This is a genomic window from Butyrivibrio sp. INlla18, assembly GCF_900103635.1.
GTDB lineage: Bacteria > Bacillota > Clostridia > Lachnospirales > Lachnospiraceae > Butyrivibrio.
Window position 1 is genome coordinate 233,935 of the sequence record NZ_FMXK01000003.1, and the last position, 18,732, is coordinate 252,666.

Annotated in this window: 15 protein-coding genes; 13 read left to right on the forward strand and 2 right to left on the reverse strand. The window is 39.9% G+C overall.

Annotated elements, in window-relative coordinates; all coding sequences use genetic code 11:
* Positions 1-43: 43 nt before the first annotated feature.
* Genes BLS24_RS01095 through BLS24_RS01105 form a run of 3 tightly spaced genes read left to right on the forward strand, consistent with a single transcriptional unit; the run spans position 44 to position 3,405 of the window.
* On the forward strand, positions 44-1,477 hold the full coding sequence (locus BLS24_RS01095; RefSeq protein WP_091755292.1) for a 2-isopropylmalate synthase: 1,434 nt from the start codon (positions 44-46) through the stop codon (positions 1,475-1,477).
* Positions 1,478-1,493: 16 nt separating this feature from the next.
* A complete protein-coding gene (locus BLS24_RS01100; protein ID WP_071175825.1) occupies positions 1,494-2,174 on the forward strand; it encodes a GntR family transcriptional regulator in 681 nt (226 codons plus the stop codon).
* A gap of 28 nt (positions 2,175-2,202) precedes the next feature.
* A complete protein-coding gene (locus tag BLS24_RS01105) occupies positions 2,203-3,405 on the forward strand; it encodes an NADP-dependent isocitrate dehydrogenase (protein ID WP_091755294.1) in 1,203 nt (400 codons plus the stop codon).
* Positions 3,406-3,440: 35 nt separating this feature from the next.
* Here BLS24_RS01105 and BLS24_RS01110 read toward each other — a convergent pair whose 3' ends face one another.
* Positions 3,441-5,417, reverse strand: coding sequence for an ABC-F family ATP-binding cassette domain-containing protein (locus BLS24_RS01110; RefSeq protein ID WP_091755296.1), 1,977 nt, complete (start codon positions 5,415-5,417; stop codon positions 3,441-3,443).
* 386 nt (positions 5,418-5,803) lie between these two features.
* On the opposite strand from BLS24_RS01110, the gene BLS24_RS01115 reads away from it, so the two are divergent.
* The 5 genes from BLS24_RS01115 (at position 5,804) to rho (ending at position 11,287) form a co-directional block, all read left to right on the forward strand.
* Entirely contained in the window at positions 5,804-6,184 is a 381-nt protein-coding gene (locus BLS24_RS01115; protein WP_091755298.1) for a CPBP family intramembrane glutamic endopeptidase, read from the forward strand.
* Positions 6,185-6,237: 53 nt separating this feature from the next.
* Positions 6,238-7,587, forward strand: a complete 1,350-nt coding sequence (locus BLS24_RS01120; protein ID WP_330388150.1) for an NCS2 family permease — start codon at positions 6,238-6,240, stop codon at positions 7,585-7,587.
* Between the two features lie 144 nt (positions 7,588-7,731).
* A complete protein-coding gene (gene hflK, locus BLS24_RS01125; protein WP_091755301.1) occupies positions 7,732-8,682 on the forward strand; it encodes an FtsH protease activity modulator HflK in 951 nt (316 codons plus the stop codon).
* A 9-nt stretch (positions 8,683-8,691) separates the two neighbouring features.
* A complete protein-coding gene (gene hflC / locus BLS24_RS01130; protein ID WP_091755303.1) occupies positions 8,692-9,576 on the forward strand; it encodes a protease modulator HflC in 885 nt (294 codons plus the stop codon).
* A gap of 262 nt (positions 9,577-9,838) precedes the next feature.
* Entirely contained in the window at positions 9,839-11,287 is a 1,449-nt protein-coding gene (rho, locus tag BLS24_RS01135) for a transcription termination factor Rho (protein WP_091755305.1), read from the forward strand.
* A gap of 49 nt (positions 11,288-11,336) precedes the next feature.
* On the opposite strand, the gene BLS24_RS01140 is transcribed toward rho, so the two are convergent.
* Complete coding sequence (locus BLS24_RS01140; RefSeq protein ID WP_091755307.1) at positions 11,337-12,218, reverse strand: PilZ domain-containing protein; 882 nt, start codon at positions 12,216-12,218, stop codon at positions 11,337-11,339.
* A gap of 105 nt (positions 12,219-12,323) precedes the next feature.
* Between BLS24_RS01140 and BLS24_RS01145 the strand changes: the two genes are divergently transcribed.
* From BLS24_RS01145 to BLS24_RS01165, 5 genes are all read left to right on the forward strand, one after another.
* Positions 12,324-13,019, forward strand: coding sequence for a YggS family pyridoxal phosphate-dependent enzyme (locus tag BLS24_RS01145; protein WP_091755309.1), 696 nt, complete (start codon positions 12,324-12,326; stop codon positions 13,017-13,019).
* A gap of 88 nt (positions 13,020-13,107) precedes the next feature.
* Entirely contained in the window at positions 13,108-13,377 is a 270-nt protein-coding gene (locus tag BLS24_RS01150; protein WP_072701813.1) for a hypothetical protein, read from the forward strand.
* 127 nt (positions 13,378-13,504) lie between these two features.
* The gene (locus tag BLS24_RS01155; protein WP_091755311.1) at positions 13,505-14,656 is read left to right on the forward strand and encodes a GGDEF domain-containing protein; all 1,152 of its coding nucleotides are present in this window, start codon (positions 13,505-13,507) and stop codon (positions 14,654-14,656) included.
* Positions 14,657-14,851: 195 nt separating this feature from the next.
* Positions 14,852-17,437 carry a right-handed parallel beta-helix repeat-containing protein gene (locus BLS24_RS01160; protein WP_091755313.1) on the forward strand — a complete coding sequence of 862 codons (2,586 nt, stop codon included), beginning with the start codon at positions 14,852-14,854 and terminating at the stop codon, positions 17,435-17,437.
* Positions 17,438-17,460: 23 nt separating this feature from the next.
* Entirely contained in the window at positions 17,461-18,729 is a 1,269-nt protein-coding gene (locus BLS24_RS01165) for a hypothetical protein (RefSeq protein ID WP_091755315.1), read from the forward strand.
* The last annotated feature ends 3 nt before the right edge of the window (positions 18,730-18,732 follow it).

Genomic DNA, 18,732 nt, shown 5'->3' on the forward strand with positions numbered 1-18,732 from the left:
AATTATACGCAAAGTCATTGTTATTGTAGGTGAGGAAATAATTATGAGCGAAGTATCGGCATTTCAGAATCGACCTGTAACCATGAACAACAAGAATAATCTGCTACAGATCGAAGAGCATATGTATATTCTTGATGACGTCAAAAAACCCAACGTATTCAGAAATATGTTTCCCTATGAGGAAGTTCCTAAGATTCCTTTTAACGACAGAATCGTTCCACATAACATGCCAAAGGATATCTGGATAACAGATACCACTTTCAGAGATGGACAGCAGTCTAGAGCACCATATACTACCAAACAGATAGTTGATATTTTTGACATGCTCCATAAGCTTGGCGGCCCAAATGGCATGATCAGGCAGAGTGAGTTCTTTCTTTATAGTAAGAGCGATAGAGATGCAGTTTATAAATGTATGGAGAGGGGATATGAATTCCCTGAGGTTACCAGCTGGATCCGCGCAAGTGAAGAGGATTTCAAACTGGTAAAAGAGATAGGAATGAAGGAAACAGGAATCCTGGTATCCTGCTCTGATTATCACATTTTCTTGAAACTTAAGATGACTAGAAAACAGGCACTTGAGCATTATCTTAGTATTGTTCGTTCATGCCTTGAGGAAGGAATCAGCCCAAGATGCCATCTTGAGGATATTACTAGAGCGGATATCTACGGCTTTGTAGTTCCATTCTGTGTAGAACTTATGAAGCTCAAAGATGAATATGGTATTCCGGTCAAAATTCGTGCTTGCGATACTATGGGATATGGAGTAAACTTCTCAGGTGCAGTTATTCCACGAAGTGTTCAGGGTATCATCTATGCGATCAACACAAACGCAGGTGTACCAAGTGAACTCATAGAGTGGCACGGTCATAATGATTTTTATAAGGCTGTTACAAATTCGACAACAGCGTGGCTTTATGGATGTTCTTCCGTTAATACTTCATTATTTGGTATTGGAGAGAGGACAGGTAATACGCCACTTGAAGCTATGGTATTTGAATATGCCCAGCTCAAAGGTACTTTGGATGGTATGGAAACCACTGTTATTACAGATCTTGCAGAGTACTACGAGAAAGAGATTGGCTTTACAGTACCAGCTAACACACCATTTGTAGGCAAGAATTTCAATGTTACAAGAGCTGGAATTCATGCAGATGGTCTTTTGAAAAATGAAGAGATTTACAACATTTTTGATACAGACAAATTCCTTAGAAGGCCACCAGTAAGTGCGGTATCTAATACATCAGGACTTGCAGGTATAGCTCATTGGATCAATATCCATTACAAGCTTAGGGATGAGCATGCTCTTTCTAAGTCATCACCACTTGTAGTCAAGATAAAAGAGTGGGTTGACAATGAATATGCTAACGGAAGAGTTACAGTAATGACTGATAAAGAGCTTATAAGCGAGATCAAAAGTGTCGGCAAAGAACTTGGAATTGTTGTCAAAGAGGGCGAGATTGTAGCAGTTTCTTAAAGACTGAAGGAGAGACATGGAAAATCAGGATTTAAAACAGGAAGTTACAGACAAGTATTCTCTGAGGGGGCGTGTATTCCACAGAATCAGAGAAGACATATTGAACGGCAAATACAAGGACCATGAAGAGCTCAAAGAAGTAGCTATCGGTCAGGAACTTGGAGTCAGCAGAACTCCTGTAAGAGAGGCTTTCAGACAGCTTGAGCTTGAAGGTCTTATTCAGATAATTCCTAACAGAGGAGCTTATGTTACTGGAATCAAGGTCAAGGACATCGAAGATATCTACATGATCAGATCCAAGCTCGAAGGTCTGTGCGCGAGATGGGCTTGCGACAATATCACAGAGGAACAGCTTGAGGAGATGGAAGAGAATATCTATCTTGCTGAGTTCCATGCTGCCAGAGGACATATGGAGCAGATGGCTGAGCTTGATAACAGATTCCACAACATCTTATATGAATCATGTAATTCCAAGATGCTTGAGCACCTTCTCAAGGATTATCATCAGTACGTTTGGAGAGTTAGACAAAAGACTCTTTCTAGCAGCAGAGGAGCAGTTTCCAACGTAGAGCACAAATTCATCATGGAAGCGATCAAGGAAAAGAATCCAGATAAGGCAGAAGAGCTTGCTAATCAGCATATGATCAATGCCTATGAGAATATGGTGGATAAGGGACTCTTGGAAATGTTCGACTAATCATTTTTTTACAAAGGAGCCTTGGAGTATGAGTAAGATCAACATGACAACCCCTATCGTCGAGATGGATGGCGATGAGATGACCAGAGTTTTATGGCAGATGATCAAGGACAAGCTTATCCTGCCATATATCGACCTTAAGAGCGAGTATTATGATCTTGGTCTCAAGCATAGAGACGAGACAGATGATCAGGTAACTGTAGACAGTGCCAATGCTACTCTCAAATATGGAGTTGCTGTTAAGTGCGCAACCATAACTCCTAACAATGAAAGAGTTAAGGAATATGGACTCAAGAAGATGTGGAAGAGTCCAAATGGTACTATCAGAGCTATTCTTGATGGAACTGTTTTCCGTACTCCTATCATGGTAAAGGGAATAGAGCCAAATGTCCGCACATGGACAAGCCCTATTACACTTGCTCGTCACGCTTATGGCGATGTTTACAAGAACGTTGAGATTAGAGTTCCAGGACCTGGTAAGGCAGGGCTTGTATTTACAGGAGCTGATGGAACTGAAGTAAGAGAGACTATTCATGAATTTGATGAGCCTGGTATCATCCAGGGTATTCACAATAAAGATTCATCAATAAAGAGCTTTGCAAGAGCCTGCTTCAAATATGCTCTTTCTGAGAAAAAAGAGCTTTGGCTTGGAACAAAGGATACTATCAGTAAGACATACGATAGAAGATTTAGAGAGATCTTTGATGAAGTATTTGAGACAGAGTTCAAAGAAGAATTTGAAAAAGCTGGTATCACATACTTCTATACACTTATAGATGATGCAGTTGCAAGAGTAATGAAGTCAAAGGGCGGATTTATCTGGGCTTGCAAGAACTACGACGGTGATGTTATGAGTGATATGGTATCATCAGCCTTCGGTTCACTTGCTATGATGACATCAGTACTTGTTTCACCAACAGGTGTTTACGAGTATGAAGCTGCTCACGGTACCGTCCAGAGGCATTATTACAAGTACCTCAAGGGAGAGCCAACATCCACCAATCCAGTAGCTACGATCTTTGCTTGGACTGGAGCCCTCAGAAAGAGAGGAGAGCTTGATGGAATAAAAGAGCTTTGCTCATGGGCAGACAAGATGGAGAAGGCAACATTATCAGTCATCGAGTCAGGTCGCATGACTGGAGATCTTGCTCTTATCACAACACTTCCAGATCCAGTTAAGCTTGGAAGTGAAGAGTTCCTTGATGCAATAGCAGAAGAGTTTAATAAGTAATATAAAAGGAGTAGCCAATTGGCTACTCCATTTTTTTACATTGATAATTCTTCCCACTCATCATAGAGGGCTGCTAATCTGTCTTGTATTTCTGCCTGTTCATCTGAGAGCTTACGAAGTTTGGCAAGGTCTGTTCCAATTGAAGGATCAGCCAGAAGTTCATTTATCTCCGAGTCTCTAGCTTCAAGCTTTGAAATCTCCTCTTCACACTTTTTAAGAGCAGCTTCCTGTTTACGCTTTCTTGCTTGTTCTTCTTTCTGAGCTTTCCAGTCTGCGGCACCTGCATTTGTAGTAGTAACGGTAGGAACAGGAGTAGCTGCAGCATTAGATGACTCGTACTTAAAGCTTCCAGAAGCTAGGGTAGATCCGCTTAGGTCTGCACTTTCACCAAAGAGCCTGTTATTCTGCTCATCAGCGTGCTCCATATAGTAATCGTAGTTTCCAATATAGTTAACAACAGTTCCGTGGGTGAGATCAAGGATCCTTGTAGCGGTCTTGTTGATGAAGTATCGGTCATGGCTTACATAAAGGACAGTTCCTTCATAGCCAGAGATTGCTGTTTCCAAGATTTCCTTACTTGTGATATCAAGGTGGTTTGTGGGCTCATCCAGGATCAGGAAGTTAGCGTCTGAAAGCATTAACTTGGCAAGGCTGACTCTGCCTTTTTCTCCACCTGAGAGATCACCAATCCTCTTGAATACGTCGTCTCCTGTAAATAGGAAAGCAGCAAGAGTATTTCGGATCTCTGTGTTGTTAAGTGTTGGATAAGCATCTGAAATTTCTTCAAAAAGTGTCTTTTCATCATGAAGAACGTGGTGCTCCTGATCGTAGTAGCCGATGTGAACTTTAACGCCAAGCTCGATCTTGCCACCATCAAGGGATTCTACGCCATTGATCATCTTGAGCATTGTAGTCTTGCCAGTTCCGTTGTCACCGATTATAGCTACGTGTTCGCCCTTTTTGATCTCAAAGCTTATTTCTGAAAAGAGCTTTTCGTTGCCAAATGACTTGCTGATTCCTTCAACACTTAGAACGTCATTGGCACTTTCGCAGTTAGGCTTAAGAGATATCTTCATCCTGTCATCAATAGTGATAGGCTTATCAAGAACCTCAATCTTATCAAGCATCTTTTCGCGGCTCTCAGCTCGCTTAATGGACTTTTCTCTGTTGAAGCTCTTGAGCTTAGCAATAACCTCTTCCTGGTGCTTTATTTCCTGCTGCTGTTTCATGTAAGCGTGCCACTGTGTGGCGCGTACCTGCTCCTTTTTAACTGCGTAGGTGCTGTAATTGCCGGTAAAAGAGCTGACCTTTGTATTTTCAACTTCAATGATCTTACCAGCTATCTTATCAAGGAAGTATCTGTCGTGAGATACGATAAGAACAGCGCCCTTGTAGTTGAGAAGATAGTTCTCAAGCCATCTGATAGAGTTCATATCAAGGTGGTTGGTAGGCTCATCGAGGATGATAAGATCAGGCTTTTGAAGTAGGAGCTTACCAAGGCAAACTCTGGTTTTTTGTCCGCCGGAGAGGTTACTTATCTTTTTGTCAAATTCCTCTTCGGTAAAGCCAAGACCCTTAGCTACGCCGAGAACCTCACTTTTCCAAGCGTATCCAGACTCTCTTTGGAACTTCTCGTTCATTTGGGTATATTTGTTCATAAGGTCTGTTAGCTCATCGCCTGATACGTGTTTCATGGCTTCTTCAGCTTCGCGGATATTTTCTTCAAGCTCTATGATGTCTCTTTTGACCTCTGTAAGTTCGTCCATAATAGAGTTTGTAGTATCGATATTCTGATTCTGAGCAAGATATCCCCAAGTGATGCCTTTTGAGAAGGTGATCTCTCCATCGTCAGGAGTTAGCTCACCGATTATCATCTTGATAAGAGTTGTCTTTCCTGCACCGTTGATACCTACGATCGCTGCTTTTTCGTTATTTTCCATATGGAAAGAAGCATTCTTTAAAATGTCTTTTCCATCGAATGATTTACATAGATTATGTACTGATAAGATCATAATATAACTCCGTTTTTCTTTGTCTGACAAAACATTTTAGCATGATACATTTAATATGTAAAAGAGGATTGACCTTGATAACGCATATATTTATAATAAATGGAGTATTTCTTTAATAAACAGAGGAGAGTGCCTTGAAACGTTTATATTTACCATTTATATGGGAATTGGCTTTTGTTATAGCGACATTTATACTGCCTAAACAGGCCTTTCACTTATTCTTTGGGTTTTATTTAGGATTACTGATATACTTCTACTTCATTTACAAACAATTCTCATTCAGAAAACTATATAAAAATTTTGGAAGATTAGTACAGTTTTGGATTCCTGTTTTACTTACTTTTGCAGGTCTTTTTTTTGTAAGTAAGCTCAGAGTTTATTTATCTATGAACTTTTCCTATTACGTGGAAGAGGATACAGTTAGTATTATTGTTCACAACGATATTATCCCTACATTTTTTTATGCACTTATGATGATAGTTATGAAGCCTGTCGCTGAAGAGTTCTTCTTCAGAAAGGCTCTTATATCTTTTGATAGTAAGTCACAGACAGTTATATTTACGATCATTAGTTTGATATTATGCGCCCTCACAAGAGCACATGGACCTTTGGGAATCTTAGAGTGGATCATTATGGCTCTTCCAGTAACCATCGCATATATTGTTACCAAGAATATCTATATATCTGTCATGGCGCATGTGTTGTTTGAGTTTTATGACAATATTTATGAGGTTGTATACACTGTAGGACGTATTCTCAACAGATAAGTCTCAAGTGTAATAACAATATAATTGTTTTTTTTCAAAGGAGAGGAAAAAAGATGTTGGAGAAGTGTTTCAAACTCAAAGAGCATGGCACTACTGTTAAACAGGAGGTGCTGGCTGGACTTACTACGTTCCTTACTATGGCTTACATTCTTGCCGTAAACCCAAATATTCTGGGAACAGTAATGAACGCAAGTGGTGTATTTGTTGCTACAGCCCTTGCATCAGCAATAGCAACTTTCGTAATGGCTTTTCTTGCAAACTATCCTATCGGTCTTTCAGCAGGCCTTGGACTTAACGCTTACTTTGCATACACAGTATGCCTTGGCGAGCTTGCAAATGAAGCAAACCCATTTACAATTGCTCTTACAGCAGTATTTGTAGAGGGTATCATTTTCATTATTCTTTCATTCTTCAAGTTCCGTGAGCAGATCATCAACAGCATTCCACAGAACCTTAAGTATGGTATATCAGCTGGTATCGGTCTTTTCATCGCATTTATCGGAATGCAGAACGCTCACATTATCGTAGCAAACGATGCTACTATCGTAGGACTTGGCAGTTTCGCAGATCTTGATATGGATCTTGCACTTATCGGACTTATCATCATTGCTGTTCTTGTTCACTACAATGTAACTGGTGGTGTTCTTATCGGTATCATCAGCATCTGGATCATTGGTATGATCCTTCAGGCATGTGGTGCATATAATACAGCAAATCTTTTCCCAGATTTCTCAAATGGACTTCAGCTTGGTGGAATTACTGAGACAGCATTCAAGCTTAATTTTGGTTGGGCATTCTCACACCTTATTCAGTTTATTGCTATTACCTTTAGCTTCCTGTATGTAGATCTATTTGATACAGTTGGAACTGTTGTAGGTGTAGCTGACAAGGCTGGCCTTCTTGACAAAGATGGAAATCTTCCAAGAGTTGGTCAGGTATTCATTGCAGACGCTGTTGGTACAACAGCAGGTGCTCTTCTTGGTACTTCAACAGTAACAAGTTTCGTAGAGTCAAGTGCAGGTGTTGCAGCAGGTGGTAGAACAGGTCTTACAGCTTTCACAACAGGTTGCATGTTCCTTGTTTCAATCGTACTTAGCCCTATCTTCCTTGCAATTCCTTCATTTGCTACAGCTCCAGCTCTTATCTATGTTGGTATGCTTATGCTCATGAGTATCTCTAAGGTTAAGTTTGATGGAGATATTGCAGATGCAGTTGGTGCTTACCTTGCAGTAGTTATGATGCCTCTTGCATACTCAATCGCTACAGGTATCATGTTTGCAGTACTTGCGTGGGTACTTCTTAAGGTTGCTACAAAGAAGGCTAAGGATGTTAGTCCTATCATGTGGGGAGTATTTGTTCTCTTCGTAGCAAGGATCGTTGTTCTTATTACAAACTTCCAGTAATTTCAGATTGGATTTATCAAAAAACTTAATGAGAACATAATGATAATCGCCCTATGGATATTTACTATCCATAGGGCGATTATGTATAATAGAAAAAGTGTTATTTGTGTAACAATATATTTCTTATGAAAGTAGAGAGGTTATATGTTAGGGAACAAGAAAAACAAGCAATTTTATGCTAACGAAGTAAAAAAGAAGTTTAGTTTTAAAAGTGTGCTTATAGTCATTGCTATCATTTTTGCTATAAGTATTGTCAGTGGTAGCTTTTACTCTGTAAAAGAACAGGAGCAGGCTATCCTTACTATGTTTGGTAAGGTTGTTAGAGTAGATACCGCTGGCCTTTATTTTAAGGTGCCATTCATTCAGCAGGTTCATCTTGTTGATATGACTACTCATGGTATTGGAATCGGCTATGTTATCAAGGATGGTCAGAATATTACAGTAGATGATGAAGGTGTGATGATCACTTCTGATTTCAACTTTGTTGATATAGACTTTTACCTTGAATACAAAGTAAGTGATCCTGTTGCATCATATTACAACAGCGAGAACCCAGAAACCATCATGAAGAACATGGCCCTTGCCTGCATCAGAAATACAGTAGTCAAATACGCTGTAGATGATGTTCTTACAACAGCTAAGGGTCAGATCCAGTCAGAGGTAAAAGAGACACTTCAGAAGGAACTTGCAGACAAGAACATTGGACTTATGGTAGTTAACATTTCCGTTCAGGATGCTGAGCCACCAACAGAAGAGATCGTTCAGGCATTTAAGTCAGTTGAGACTGCTAAGCAGGGCAAAGAGACTGCAGTAAATAACGCCAAGAAATATCAGAACGAGGAACTTCCTAAGGCAGAAGCTGCTGCTGATAAGATCGTTCAGGATGCAGAAGCAGCCAAGCAGGCCAGAATCGCAGAAGCTGAAGGACAGGTAGCAAGATTTAATGAAATGTATGAGCAGTACAAGCTTCAGCCATACATAACCAAGAAGAGACTTTTCTACGAGACAATGGAAGATCTTCTTCCAGATCTCAAGGTTATTATTACTGATGGAACTACTCAGCAGATGTTACCACTTGATAGCTTTAATGATTAAGGAGTTAATATGGAAAAGAAAAAAGGCGGATTTGTTAGTTATATAATAATCGGATTGATCATAGTTTTTGCAATCATACTAGGATCATCAACATACATCGTTCATCAGAATGAGTATGTTACAGTTAGAAGATTTGGTAAGATCGTTGCAATTGCCAAGGAGCCAGGTCTTCATTTTAAGACACCTTTTATTGACAGTACACAGTCAATCACTGCAAAGGTAATACTTTATGATATTCCAGCATCTGATGTTATCACCAAGGACAAAAAGTCCATGATCACAGATACATATGTAATCTGGAAAGTAGAAGATCCTCTTAAGTATGTTCAGACACTTAATGCTATTGAGGCTAGAGCAGAAGAGAGAATCGAAGCATCTGTTTATAATGCTACCAAGAATGCTATCTCATCTATGTCTCAGGACGAAGTCATCGAGGCAAGAGGTGAGCAGCTTACACAGCTCATTACACAGGAAGCTAACTCAGATATGGAAGGCTACGGAATCTCTGTAGTGCAGGCTCAGATCAAGGCCCTTGACCTTCCAGATGACAACAAGCAGGCTGTATATGAGAGAATGATCTCAGAGAGAAATAATATCGCAGCTTCTTATACAGCTCAGGGTGATGCTGAGGCTCAGAAGATCCACAACGAAACAGACAAGCAGGTTGCTATCATCAAGGCTGAGGCTGAAAAGAATGCGGCAGTTCTTGAAGCAGAAGGTGAGTCAGCCTACATGGAGACATTGTCAAAGGCATATGACACAGAAGATAAGGCAGAGTTCTATAGCTACATCAGAGGTCTTGATGCTCTCAAGAAATCTCTTGTAGGTGAAAAGACATTGGTTCTTGATAAAAACTCTGAACTTGCAAAGATTCTTTATGGAAATTTTAATTAATTGAAAATTCCGATCATTAGAGAGGTTACAGTTTTCTGTAGCCTCTTATTTTTTTACTTTTTCAAAAAAGTAAATGAAATAGTTGATTTTTTTATTTATATGTTGTATTTTACTACTATAAAATAAAGTAAAAATTTTTCTAGTGTTTTATTTAAATGCATCTTTTGGTGCAGTCATTTATATTTCCCAGAAAAAATTATGACCTGAATATAGAGGACTGAGAGTTTATGATAACGGACTTTTCCGTAGATTGGAGATTGATTTGAGAGAAAAGTATGAGACTTTAAAATTAAGTGACCTTCGTGAGATTGCAAAGAGAAGGGGAATAAAGGGAGCAACAACACTTAAGAAGTCAGAGATAATCGACCTTATGTGCGAGATGGATGAAAAGGAGGCTGCAAGCGCAGCAAAAGAGTCAGAAAAGAAGACTGAGGCTCCTGAAGCAGATGAAAAGAAAGCTCCTGTTCGTCACAAGAATGTGGTAGTTAAGACTATCAAAAGAGATGAAGAAGCTGACAAGAGTGAGAGACCTAGAACTGAAAAGGTTGAGAAGTCTGAGCCTAGAGAGGAAGAGTTCGATGAGGCTGATGGCGATAGCGCTGATGGTATCCTTGAAGTTATGCAGGATGGATACGGCTTTATCAGATGTGAGAACTACCTTCCTGGTGAGAATGACGTATATGTAGCTCCTAGTATCATCAGAAAGTTTAACTTAAAGACTGGTGATATCTTAAGAGGTAGATGCAGAGCCAAAAAAGAGACAGATAAGTTTGCTGCTCTTTCAAGACTCGATACAGTAAATGGTTACAAACCAGAAGTTGCCAGCGGCAGATGGGATTTTGAGAAGATGACACCTATCTTCCCTAATTCAAGGATCAAGCTTGAACAGCCAGGTTCATCAGTAGCAATGAGGATCATGGATCTTATCAGCCCAATCGGTAAAGGACAGAGAGGTATGATCGTATCTCCTCCTAAGGCAGGTAAGACAACACTTCTCAAAGAGGTTGCTAAGTCAATTCTTAAGTATAGCCCAGATATGCACCTTATCATTCTTCTGATCGATGAAAGACCAGAGGAAGTAACAGATATCAAGGAAGAAGTTGAGGGACCAAACGCAGAAGTTATCTACTCTACATTTGATGAGCTTCCTGAGCATCACAAGAGAGTAGCTGAGATGGTCATGGAAAGAGCTAAGAGACTTGTTGAGCATGGACAGGATGTTGTTATCCTTCTTGACTCTATCACAAGACTTACAAGAGCTTACAACATTGTAGTTCCTCCATCAGGAAGAACTCTCTCAGGTGGTCTTGATCCAGCAGCACTTCATATGCCAAAGAAATTCTTTGGTGCTGCCAGAAACATGAGAGAAGGCGGAAGCCTTACAGTTCTTGCAACTGCTCTTATTGAGACAGGCTCCAAGATGGATGATGTTATCTACGAGGAATTCAAGGGAACAGGTAACATGGAAATGGTTCTTGATAGAAAGCTTCAGGAAAAGAGAATCTTCCCTGCTATCAATATTCCAAAGTCCAGCACCAGAAGAGAGGATCTTCTTCTTACACCAGAGGAGCTCTCAGCTATCAACGGCCTGAGAAAGGGCTTCAATGGTATGAAGGCAGACGATGCAGTTGATCAGTGCATCAACCTCTTCTCCAAGACTAGAAACAACGTTGAGTTTGTTCATATGGTAGAAAAGCAGATCAGATTCTGATATTAAGTATTAAAAAGTAAGGGTTGTCGTAATTTACGACAACCCTTTTTTATACGTCTCTAAGATCTAATAGACTCTCAATTTCTTTTGCCTGCTTCTCCATGTGCTCTTCACGTTTCTTTTGACGAAGAGTTTTGTCAGTGATGTGCTCCAAGTTTGCAGGATCAAGAGGATTAGTGCCCTGAGATGAAATATTGAGAGCAGATTTCTTTTCTGGGATCATCTTCTTGGCAAGGTCTTCTTCAACCTCCATGATCTGCTGCTGCTTTGGAATATCAGGATTGAGATCAGTTGCAGGTACTTCGTCAAGCTTAGTGTATTTTTCATGCTTCTTTTGGGATAAAAGACCTATAAGATCAACGCTTACATTAGAGATACTGCATCCAACGGCTTTTTTCTGGTCCACGAAAAAGTTCCTTACAACTACAGTGTTGATCTCATAGTTGTGTAAAGAAGCACCATATCTGAACATGACGGCAAGCTTGTCGCCAGGCTTAAGGACGGTGTCTCTATCAATGATAAGCGAAATGCCTCTCATGGAAAGGTCATGAACTATGCAGTTCTTGAGGTCCAAGTTGTTGCCGTTTATAGACATGAGACCAAGCTTTTCGATGTAGAATCTCTCAGCCCTTCTGGAGTTCTCGGGCTCTAACTTGGATGAACATCTGATGAGATGGAAATTGCCATATCTTGTCTTAACGGGGGTAATAGTAGTAGACATGAACTTATATACGCGGCCATCTCTTTTGTTACGGATCTGAACCTGAGAAGGCTCAAGTAGCTGCATGTATTTACCAAAGTATTCCATTGGTTTAACAATGAGTCCGGCAGAGACGCCAAAGATAGCCTCAGTCATTAGCACAATGCTGTGGCCGTTTATGGCTGCATATATTTTGACTATTGAGCCATTGGAAATGTCATTGACATTCATGATATTAACCCCTCATACTAATACTTTCTTATCATAAATATGATATAATAAGCCAAACAAAAAATAAAGAAAAACAAAGAGCTTTTTGACAGCTAGGGAGTGCAGATGATTCGAGAAAATCTAGATCTTGTTGAAGAAAATATCAAAAAGGCCTGTGACAGAGCAGGTAGAGATAGAAGTGAAGTAACACTTATTGCAGTTAGTAAGACCAAGCCTGTTTCGGATATTAGAGAAGCTATGGCATATGGTATAAAGACTTTTGGTGAAAATAAAGTTCAGGAAATAAGGGATAAGACAGAAGAGATAACTGAGCCACTTAACTGGCATATGATAGGTCATCTTCAGGCCAATAAGGTCAAGTATCTTCCAGGAAAGGTCTGCATGATCCATTCAGTTGATAATGTTAAGCTTGCAGATGAGATTGAGAAGCAGTTCGCCAAGCATGATCTTATAGCAGATATCTTGATCGAAGTAAATATGGCCCATGAAGATACTAAATTTGGTCTTTCTCCAGAGGAGGCACTAGGTTTTGTTAAGGAGATATGTGGTAGAGAGCATATACGCATCAGAGGGCTTATGACTATTGCTCCATATACAGAAGATCCTGAGAGTAACAGAGTATATTTTAAGGGCCTCAGAGAACTTATGAATAAGATCAATGCAGAGAACATACCTGGCGTCAAGATGGATACTCTTTCCATGGGAATGACTGGGGATTATCAGGTGGCAATCGAGGAAGGTGCTACATTTGTGAGGGTTGGAACAGGCATCTTTGGAGAAAGAGACTATACCAAATCTTAAATAAATATAAACGAATTTACACGCAACACACCAGAGAGTATAATAATTTTATACTCGCTGGTGTTTCTTTTTTATGGAGATTTGAATCTTGAGAACAATGCCATTATCTAAAGATCTATCCTTAGATCAAATAAATCATTTAATAGAGACTGGCCACGTTTTTGTCACTCCATTTGGCCTTAATCGAACGGCGTACATCGTTGTTAATCATAAGCCGTTCATGGTGATCGCGACGGATATCTCAATCAGAGGAGTGCAGCTTAGCGGGGCTTGGTACACATGGGAAGATCTTGAGGCAATGGGTGGTGTATACGAATCAGAATTTGATGCTTTGAAAGCAATTGCAGATGGGGTATAAAAGTGAAGTCCTTGGGACTTCACTTTTTTTAATTCTTAAGAATGTATAAAAACTGCCGATTTTTTATTACAACTTAAACGTTTTATGTTAGAATTTATACTATGCCGGTGGTTGGAGGTTTTAAGCTTTGGGGTATGTTTTTTATTATGTAGAAGCTCATATTGCCTGCATGTTTTTGCTGACAATATTACTATATAAGATTGCAAAAGGCGTAAATAAACAGCTTTCTCAAGTATATCTTGGAGACATCATCTTTGTATTGATGCTCTATTTTCTTGCGGAGATTTTCTGGGCGCTTGTGGATGGCGGAGTGATCACCAGTAATAAACCGCTTCTATACTTATCCAACATATTTACTTATATGCTACTAAGTGTGGCGTCGTATATATGGTTTATTTTATCTGAAACTCTTCAGCAGGATACTATTGTTGAAAAGTTTGTTAATAGAGTGCTTCTTAGTATTCCTGTATGGATAGCTGGAGCTTTTTGTCTTACTGCTTACAAGACAGGACTTGTGTTTTACGTAGATGAGAACAACAAGCTCGTTGGTGGCAAACTCTATCTCATACTGATAGTAGTTCCTTTTGGCTATATGCTTGCTGCTTCTATAAAGGCTTTTGTCAGAGCTTTGAATAAAGATAGATACGCTGACAGGAGCATTTATTTCATGATAGGTGTATTCCCTATAACGCCTATTTTACTTGGTGTATTACAGGCAATGTTCTGGAGAGTACCTCTTTTATGCTATGGAGCAGTTGCGGCTGTGCTCTATGTTTACATTACTTCAACAGACAACCTGATCTCACTAGATCCACTTACTCAGCTCAATAACAGAAATCAGATGTTTAAGTATCTTGCTCAGAAGATGAGATCAGAAGAGCCTGGAACTTCACTATTTCTTTTGATAGTTGATATTGATAAGCTCAAGAATATTAATGATGTCTATGGACATTTAGAAGGTGATAGAACCCTTGTAAGAGTGGCAAACGCTATTAAAGAAACCTGCCAGGGACCACGAAGCAGATTTTTTGTGGCCAGATATGGCGGAGATGAGTATGCGATAATCGCAGAGATGTCATATAGAGCAGAAGCCTCATGGCTTGCTGATCAGATCAAACACAACGTAAAGAGATTGTCAGAAACCTTTGGAACGGCTTATGACATTTCTGTTAGTGTAGGTATTGCTCAGTACGACTATCAGGCACCAATATCTCTTCAGGCCTTTATAGCAAGAGCGGATTCTGATCTATACAAACAAAAGAAAATGGGCATTTATTGATCAGAACAAAGAAGTAATAAAATTGATCAAAAGACCTGCCAAAATAAAGGCAGAAAGTATTGCTATAGCGTAGATAAATTTCATTCGTGCCATGGTAATCTCCAATCTCTAATGCTTTAAACATGATATAATTATATAGTATACAGAGGTTTTTTGCATGTTGCAGTAGTTGTTACTTGCAGATTGGAGGGGTGTATGCAGATATATGTTGCTGGAAACGTCCTTAGAAGTGGAGATGGCTCCATCTCACATCCTTTTAAAACTATTTCTGAAGCAGCGGATATAGCTAAGGCGGGAGATGTAGTCCTCGTAGCACCTGGCGTATACAGAGAGTGGGTCAGGCCTAAATTTTCAGGGCTTGATGACAATAGAATAGTCTATAAGAGCACCACCAAAGGAGAGGCTATTATTACCGGTTCAGAAGAGATAAGGGACTGGGAAGCCTTTGAAAATGTTTGGCGTGTGCGAATTCCAAATAGCTTCTTTGGTTCATATAATCCATATACCACAGAAATATCAGGAGACTGGTATCAGGAAGAAGCAGATCCACATCACACAGGAGAATTATATCTAAACGGAAGATCAATGCATGAGGTGTTTGATCTTTCTCTTTGCATGCATCCAGTTAGGGATAAGAGATCCTGGGAACCTGAGATGACGGAATATGTCTGGTTCACGGCTCAGGAAGATAACTGCACCATAATCTATGCCAATTTCGGCTCAAAGGATCCAAATACTGAAAATGTAGAGCTTAGTGTTAGGAGAGCGTGCTTTTTCCCTACAGATATGGGAATAAACAATATAACTTTAAGTGGATTCACCATTAGAAACGCTGCCACTAACTGGGCACCTCCTACAGCAATGCAGGAAGGTATGGTAGGACCAGGCTGGGCTAAGGGCTGGATAATCGAGGACTGCGAGATCTACGAGTCAAAGTGCTGTGGTATTAGTCTGGGCAAGTACTATCAGAGCGGCAACAACAATAAGTGGACAACGCACTTCCTAAAGGATGGAACTCAGACACAGAGGGAATGTGTATGTCAGGCTGTTAATGATGGCTGGGATAAAGAAACAGTAGGATCGCATATTATCAGACGATGCGATATCCACGACTGCGGACAGGCAGGTATTGTGGGACATTTAGGAGGAGCCTTTGCTGTTATAGAGGATAACCATATTCATAGGATCAATAACAAGCATGACATTGAGGGAGCTGAAATTGCTGGTATCAAGCTGCATGCAGCAATAGATACTCAGATAAGGAGAAACCATATAGATCATTGTACAAGAGGTATATGGCTTGATTGGGAAGCACAGGGCACAAGAGTTAGTCAGAACTTCCTTCATGATAATGTTCCTCCAGCAGGAACTATAATAGATTCTGAGCTTTCACTTGGAGAAGATATCTTTATCGAAGTATCCCATGGCCCAACACTTGTTGATCACAATCTGCTTTTGTCAGATATTGCGGCTAGGCTCAGCACTCAAGGAATAGCATTTGTACATAATCTTATCGCTGGCTCTTTTACCTATGTAGGACAAGGAGCGGATAATGGAACTAAGAGGCTAGCATCTGACAGATACACGCCATATCATGTTCCACATTCTACGATGATAGCTGGATTTATGACTATACTCCATGGAGATGCAAGGTTCTATAACAATGTCTTTGTACAAAAGACTGTTAGACAGGACCTTATGGAATACTGCGTAGGAAAGAGCATAGATACTATAGATAAAAACAATTTTATCTGCGGTACTTTGCCATATAATAACTTCCCAGGACCATCAGAGTATTTTGGAAAGTTTAGTAAAAATACAACTAAGAGCAGGGCATATAGAGACCAGTATTATGATCATCTTCCTGTATATCTTGGAGGTAATGCGTATTTTAACGGCGCAAGACCTTGTGACCATGAGGTGGCTTCTCATGTTGATAAGGACCACAAGATAAGTCTTTATATTGATGAAAATGAAGGTAATTACACTCTTCACACTAATCTTTATGAGTTTTTGCCAAGGAATTTCACAATGCCTGTTAATTCTGACTTTTTGGGATTTGCATTTGAACCTGAGCAGAGATTTGAAAATACTGATGGCAGCAGCATCATGCTAGATGTTGACTACTTTGGTAGAAAGAGGGGAATACACCCTGTTTCTGGACCATTTGAAGAATGTGGTACAGACAGGTTTAACGTTCAGAGCCCTTCTTCATATGCTTATAAGATAGAACACCAGGAAAGTGAAAGAATTGAGGATAAGCAGGTTTACGACGAGGAATATGTGGCTGAGATAAATGCCAATGTTATGCTGACAGGCTGCGCCGATGCAGGAATCAAATTCCCGTTTGATGGAGGTCTTTTCATAGTAAGTGATATGTTCGTCAAGGGCAATGAAGTGTGGCTCTATGATGCCATGAATGAAAAGCTTGTAGAACTTGACTGTGAATATGGTATATATCACAATATAAAGAAGTGGTCTGTTGGGGCTTTGCAGTCAATTGATGTAAGCTTTGACCCAAACATAGAGGGATTTGTAAGAACTGCGGGGACACTACTTTGCATCCTGAATAAGAGCCTTGCTCATGATCCTGAGGATACCTGCAATACCATTCAGGAAAAGGTTAACCTAGGAATTGAGCCAAGAGGTATCAAGATGAGATTTACTCCAAAGTACCTCAAGTTTATAAGGGGCAAGAAGTTCATATCCCTTGAGGATGTGATCTATAGGATCAGTAAGGCGTCTATGGACGTAGTAACTGACAGAATTGAACATTTTTAAAAGATAAGGATTTATTAGATAGTATGAGTAACAATAAGAACTGGTATAAGCTTGATAATGCGGCCAAGATAGTGCCATCTACTGCAAAGGGGGCTAACACTAGAGTGTTCAGACTTACCTGCGAGCTTAATGAAGAAGTAGATGGGAATATTTTGCAGGCAGCTGTAGATGAGACTATAGAGGAATTTCCATTCTTTAACTGTGTTCTTCACAGGGGAATCTTCTGGTATTACTTGGAAGATAGTGACCTTAAGCCGGTGGTAGAAGAGGAACATTCACCAGCCTGCCTTCCTCTGTACATTCCAGGTCACAAGAACCTTTTGTACAGAGTCAACTTTTTTGAAAAGAGGATAAACCTTGAGATGTTCCATGTTCTTGCTGATGGAACCGGAGCATTCATGTTCTTTAAGAGCCTTATTATCAGGTATCTTCAGAAGGTGCATAACCTAAATGAAGATATTAAGCCGATAGATGAGTTTTCAATCGAGGAAAAGAATGTGGACGCCTTTACTGATAACTACAGTAAGGGAAAGGGATTAAAGCAGCTTAAAGAGATGTCATCTGTTAAGGCTTATCAGTTAACAGGAGAGCTTGATGACAACCTTTTACCACATCTTTTAGAGGGTACAGTTTCAAGCAGTAAATTCCTTGGACTTGCCCATGAATACGATACAACAGTAGGAGTTCTCTGCGTTGCCTTATATATCAAGGCTGTTATCCAGACCATGAACAGATCTCAGAGAAAAAAACATGTTGTTGTGAGCGTACCTGTTAACCTTCGTCAGTTCTACGAAAGTGGCACAGCCAGAAACTTTTTTGGCGTAATAAATATCGATTACAACCCTGCAGATTATGATGGAAATTTAAAGAGCATCATAGATCCTGTAGATAGAGACTTTAAAGAAAAGCTCTCTTCAGAGAACATTGAAAAGACAATGAATTCATATTCAGCTCTTGAGCATAACCTTGCAATCAAAATGGTTCCGCTTCCTATCAAGGATTTCACCATTGGCAGGTTTGACAGAGCGGCCAAGAAGGGCGTCACAACTTCTATGTCTAATCTTGGAAGGATCAGTATGCCAAAAGAGGTTGAGGAATATATAGACAGATTCAGTGCCTTTATGACAGCTGCTTCCCAGCAGGTCTGCGTCTGCTCATTTAAAGATAAGATGACCTTTGGCGAAGTATCACCATACAAGACCCACAGAGTAATGCTCAACTTCTTTAGATGCCTTTCAGAAGTGGGAATTGAGGTTGAACTTGGATCAAATGATTATGACGAGGAGATTTAATAA

Coding starts and splice junctions, on each gene's coding strand:
- hflC (WP_091755303.1), top strand. CDS start 8,692: ATGGAAAAGAAAAAAGGCGGATTTGTTAGTTATATAATAATCGGATTG.
- BLS24_RS01165 (WP_091755315.1), top strand. CDS start 17,461: ATGAGTAACAATAAGAACTGGTATAAGCTTGATAATGCGGCCAAGATA.
- BLS24_RS01105 (WP_091755294.1), top strand. CDS start 2,203: ATGAGTAAGATCAACATGACAACCCCTATCGTCGAGATGGATGGCGAT.
- BLS24_RS01095 (WP_091755292.1), top strand. CDS start 44: ATGAGCGAAGTATCGGCATTTCAGAATCGACCTGTAACCATGAACAAC.
- BLS24_RS01110 (WP_091755296.1), bottom strand. CDS start 5,417: ATGATCTTATCAGTACATAATCTATGTAAATCATTCGATGGAAAAGAC.
- BLS24_RS01140 (WP_091755307.1), bottom strand. CDS start 12,218: ATGAATGTCAATGACATTTCCAATGGCTCAATAGTCAAAATATATGCA.
- BLS24_RS01115 (WP_091755298.1), top strand. CDS start 5,804: ATGAACTTTTCCTATTACGTGGAAGAGGATACAGTTAGTATTATTGTT.
- BLS24_RS01120 (WP_330388150.1), top strand. CDS start 6,238: ATGTTGGAGAAGTGTTTCAAACTCAAAGAGCATGGCACTACTGTTAAA.
- BLS24_RS01100 (WP_071175825.1), top strand. CDS start 1,494: ATGGAAAATCAGGATTTAAAACAGGAAGTTACAGACAAGTATTCTCTG.
- BLS24_RS01145 (WP_091755309.1), top strand. CDS start 12,324: ATGATTCGAGAAAATCTAGATCTTGTTGAAGAAAATATCAAAAAGGCC.
- BLS24_RS01160 (WP_091755313.1), top strand. CDS start 14,852: ATGCAGATATATGTTGCTGGAAACGTCCTTAGAAGTGGAGATGGCTCC.
- hflK (WP_091755301.1), top strand. CDS start 7,732: ATGTTAGGGAACAAGAAAAACAAGCAATTTTATGCTAACGAAGTAAAA.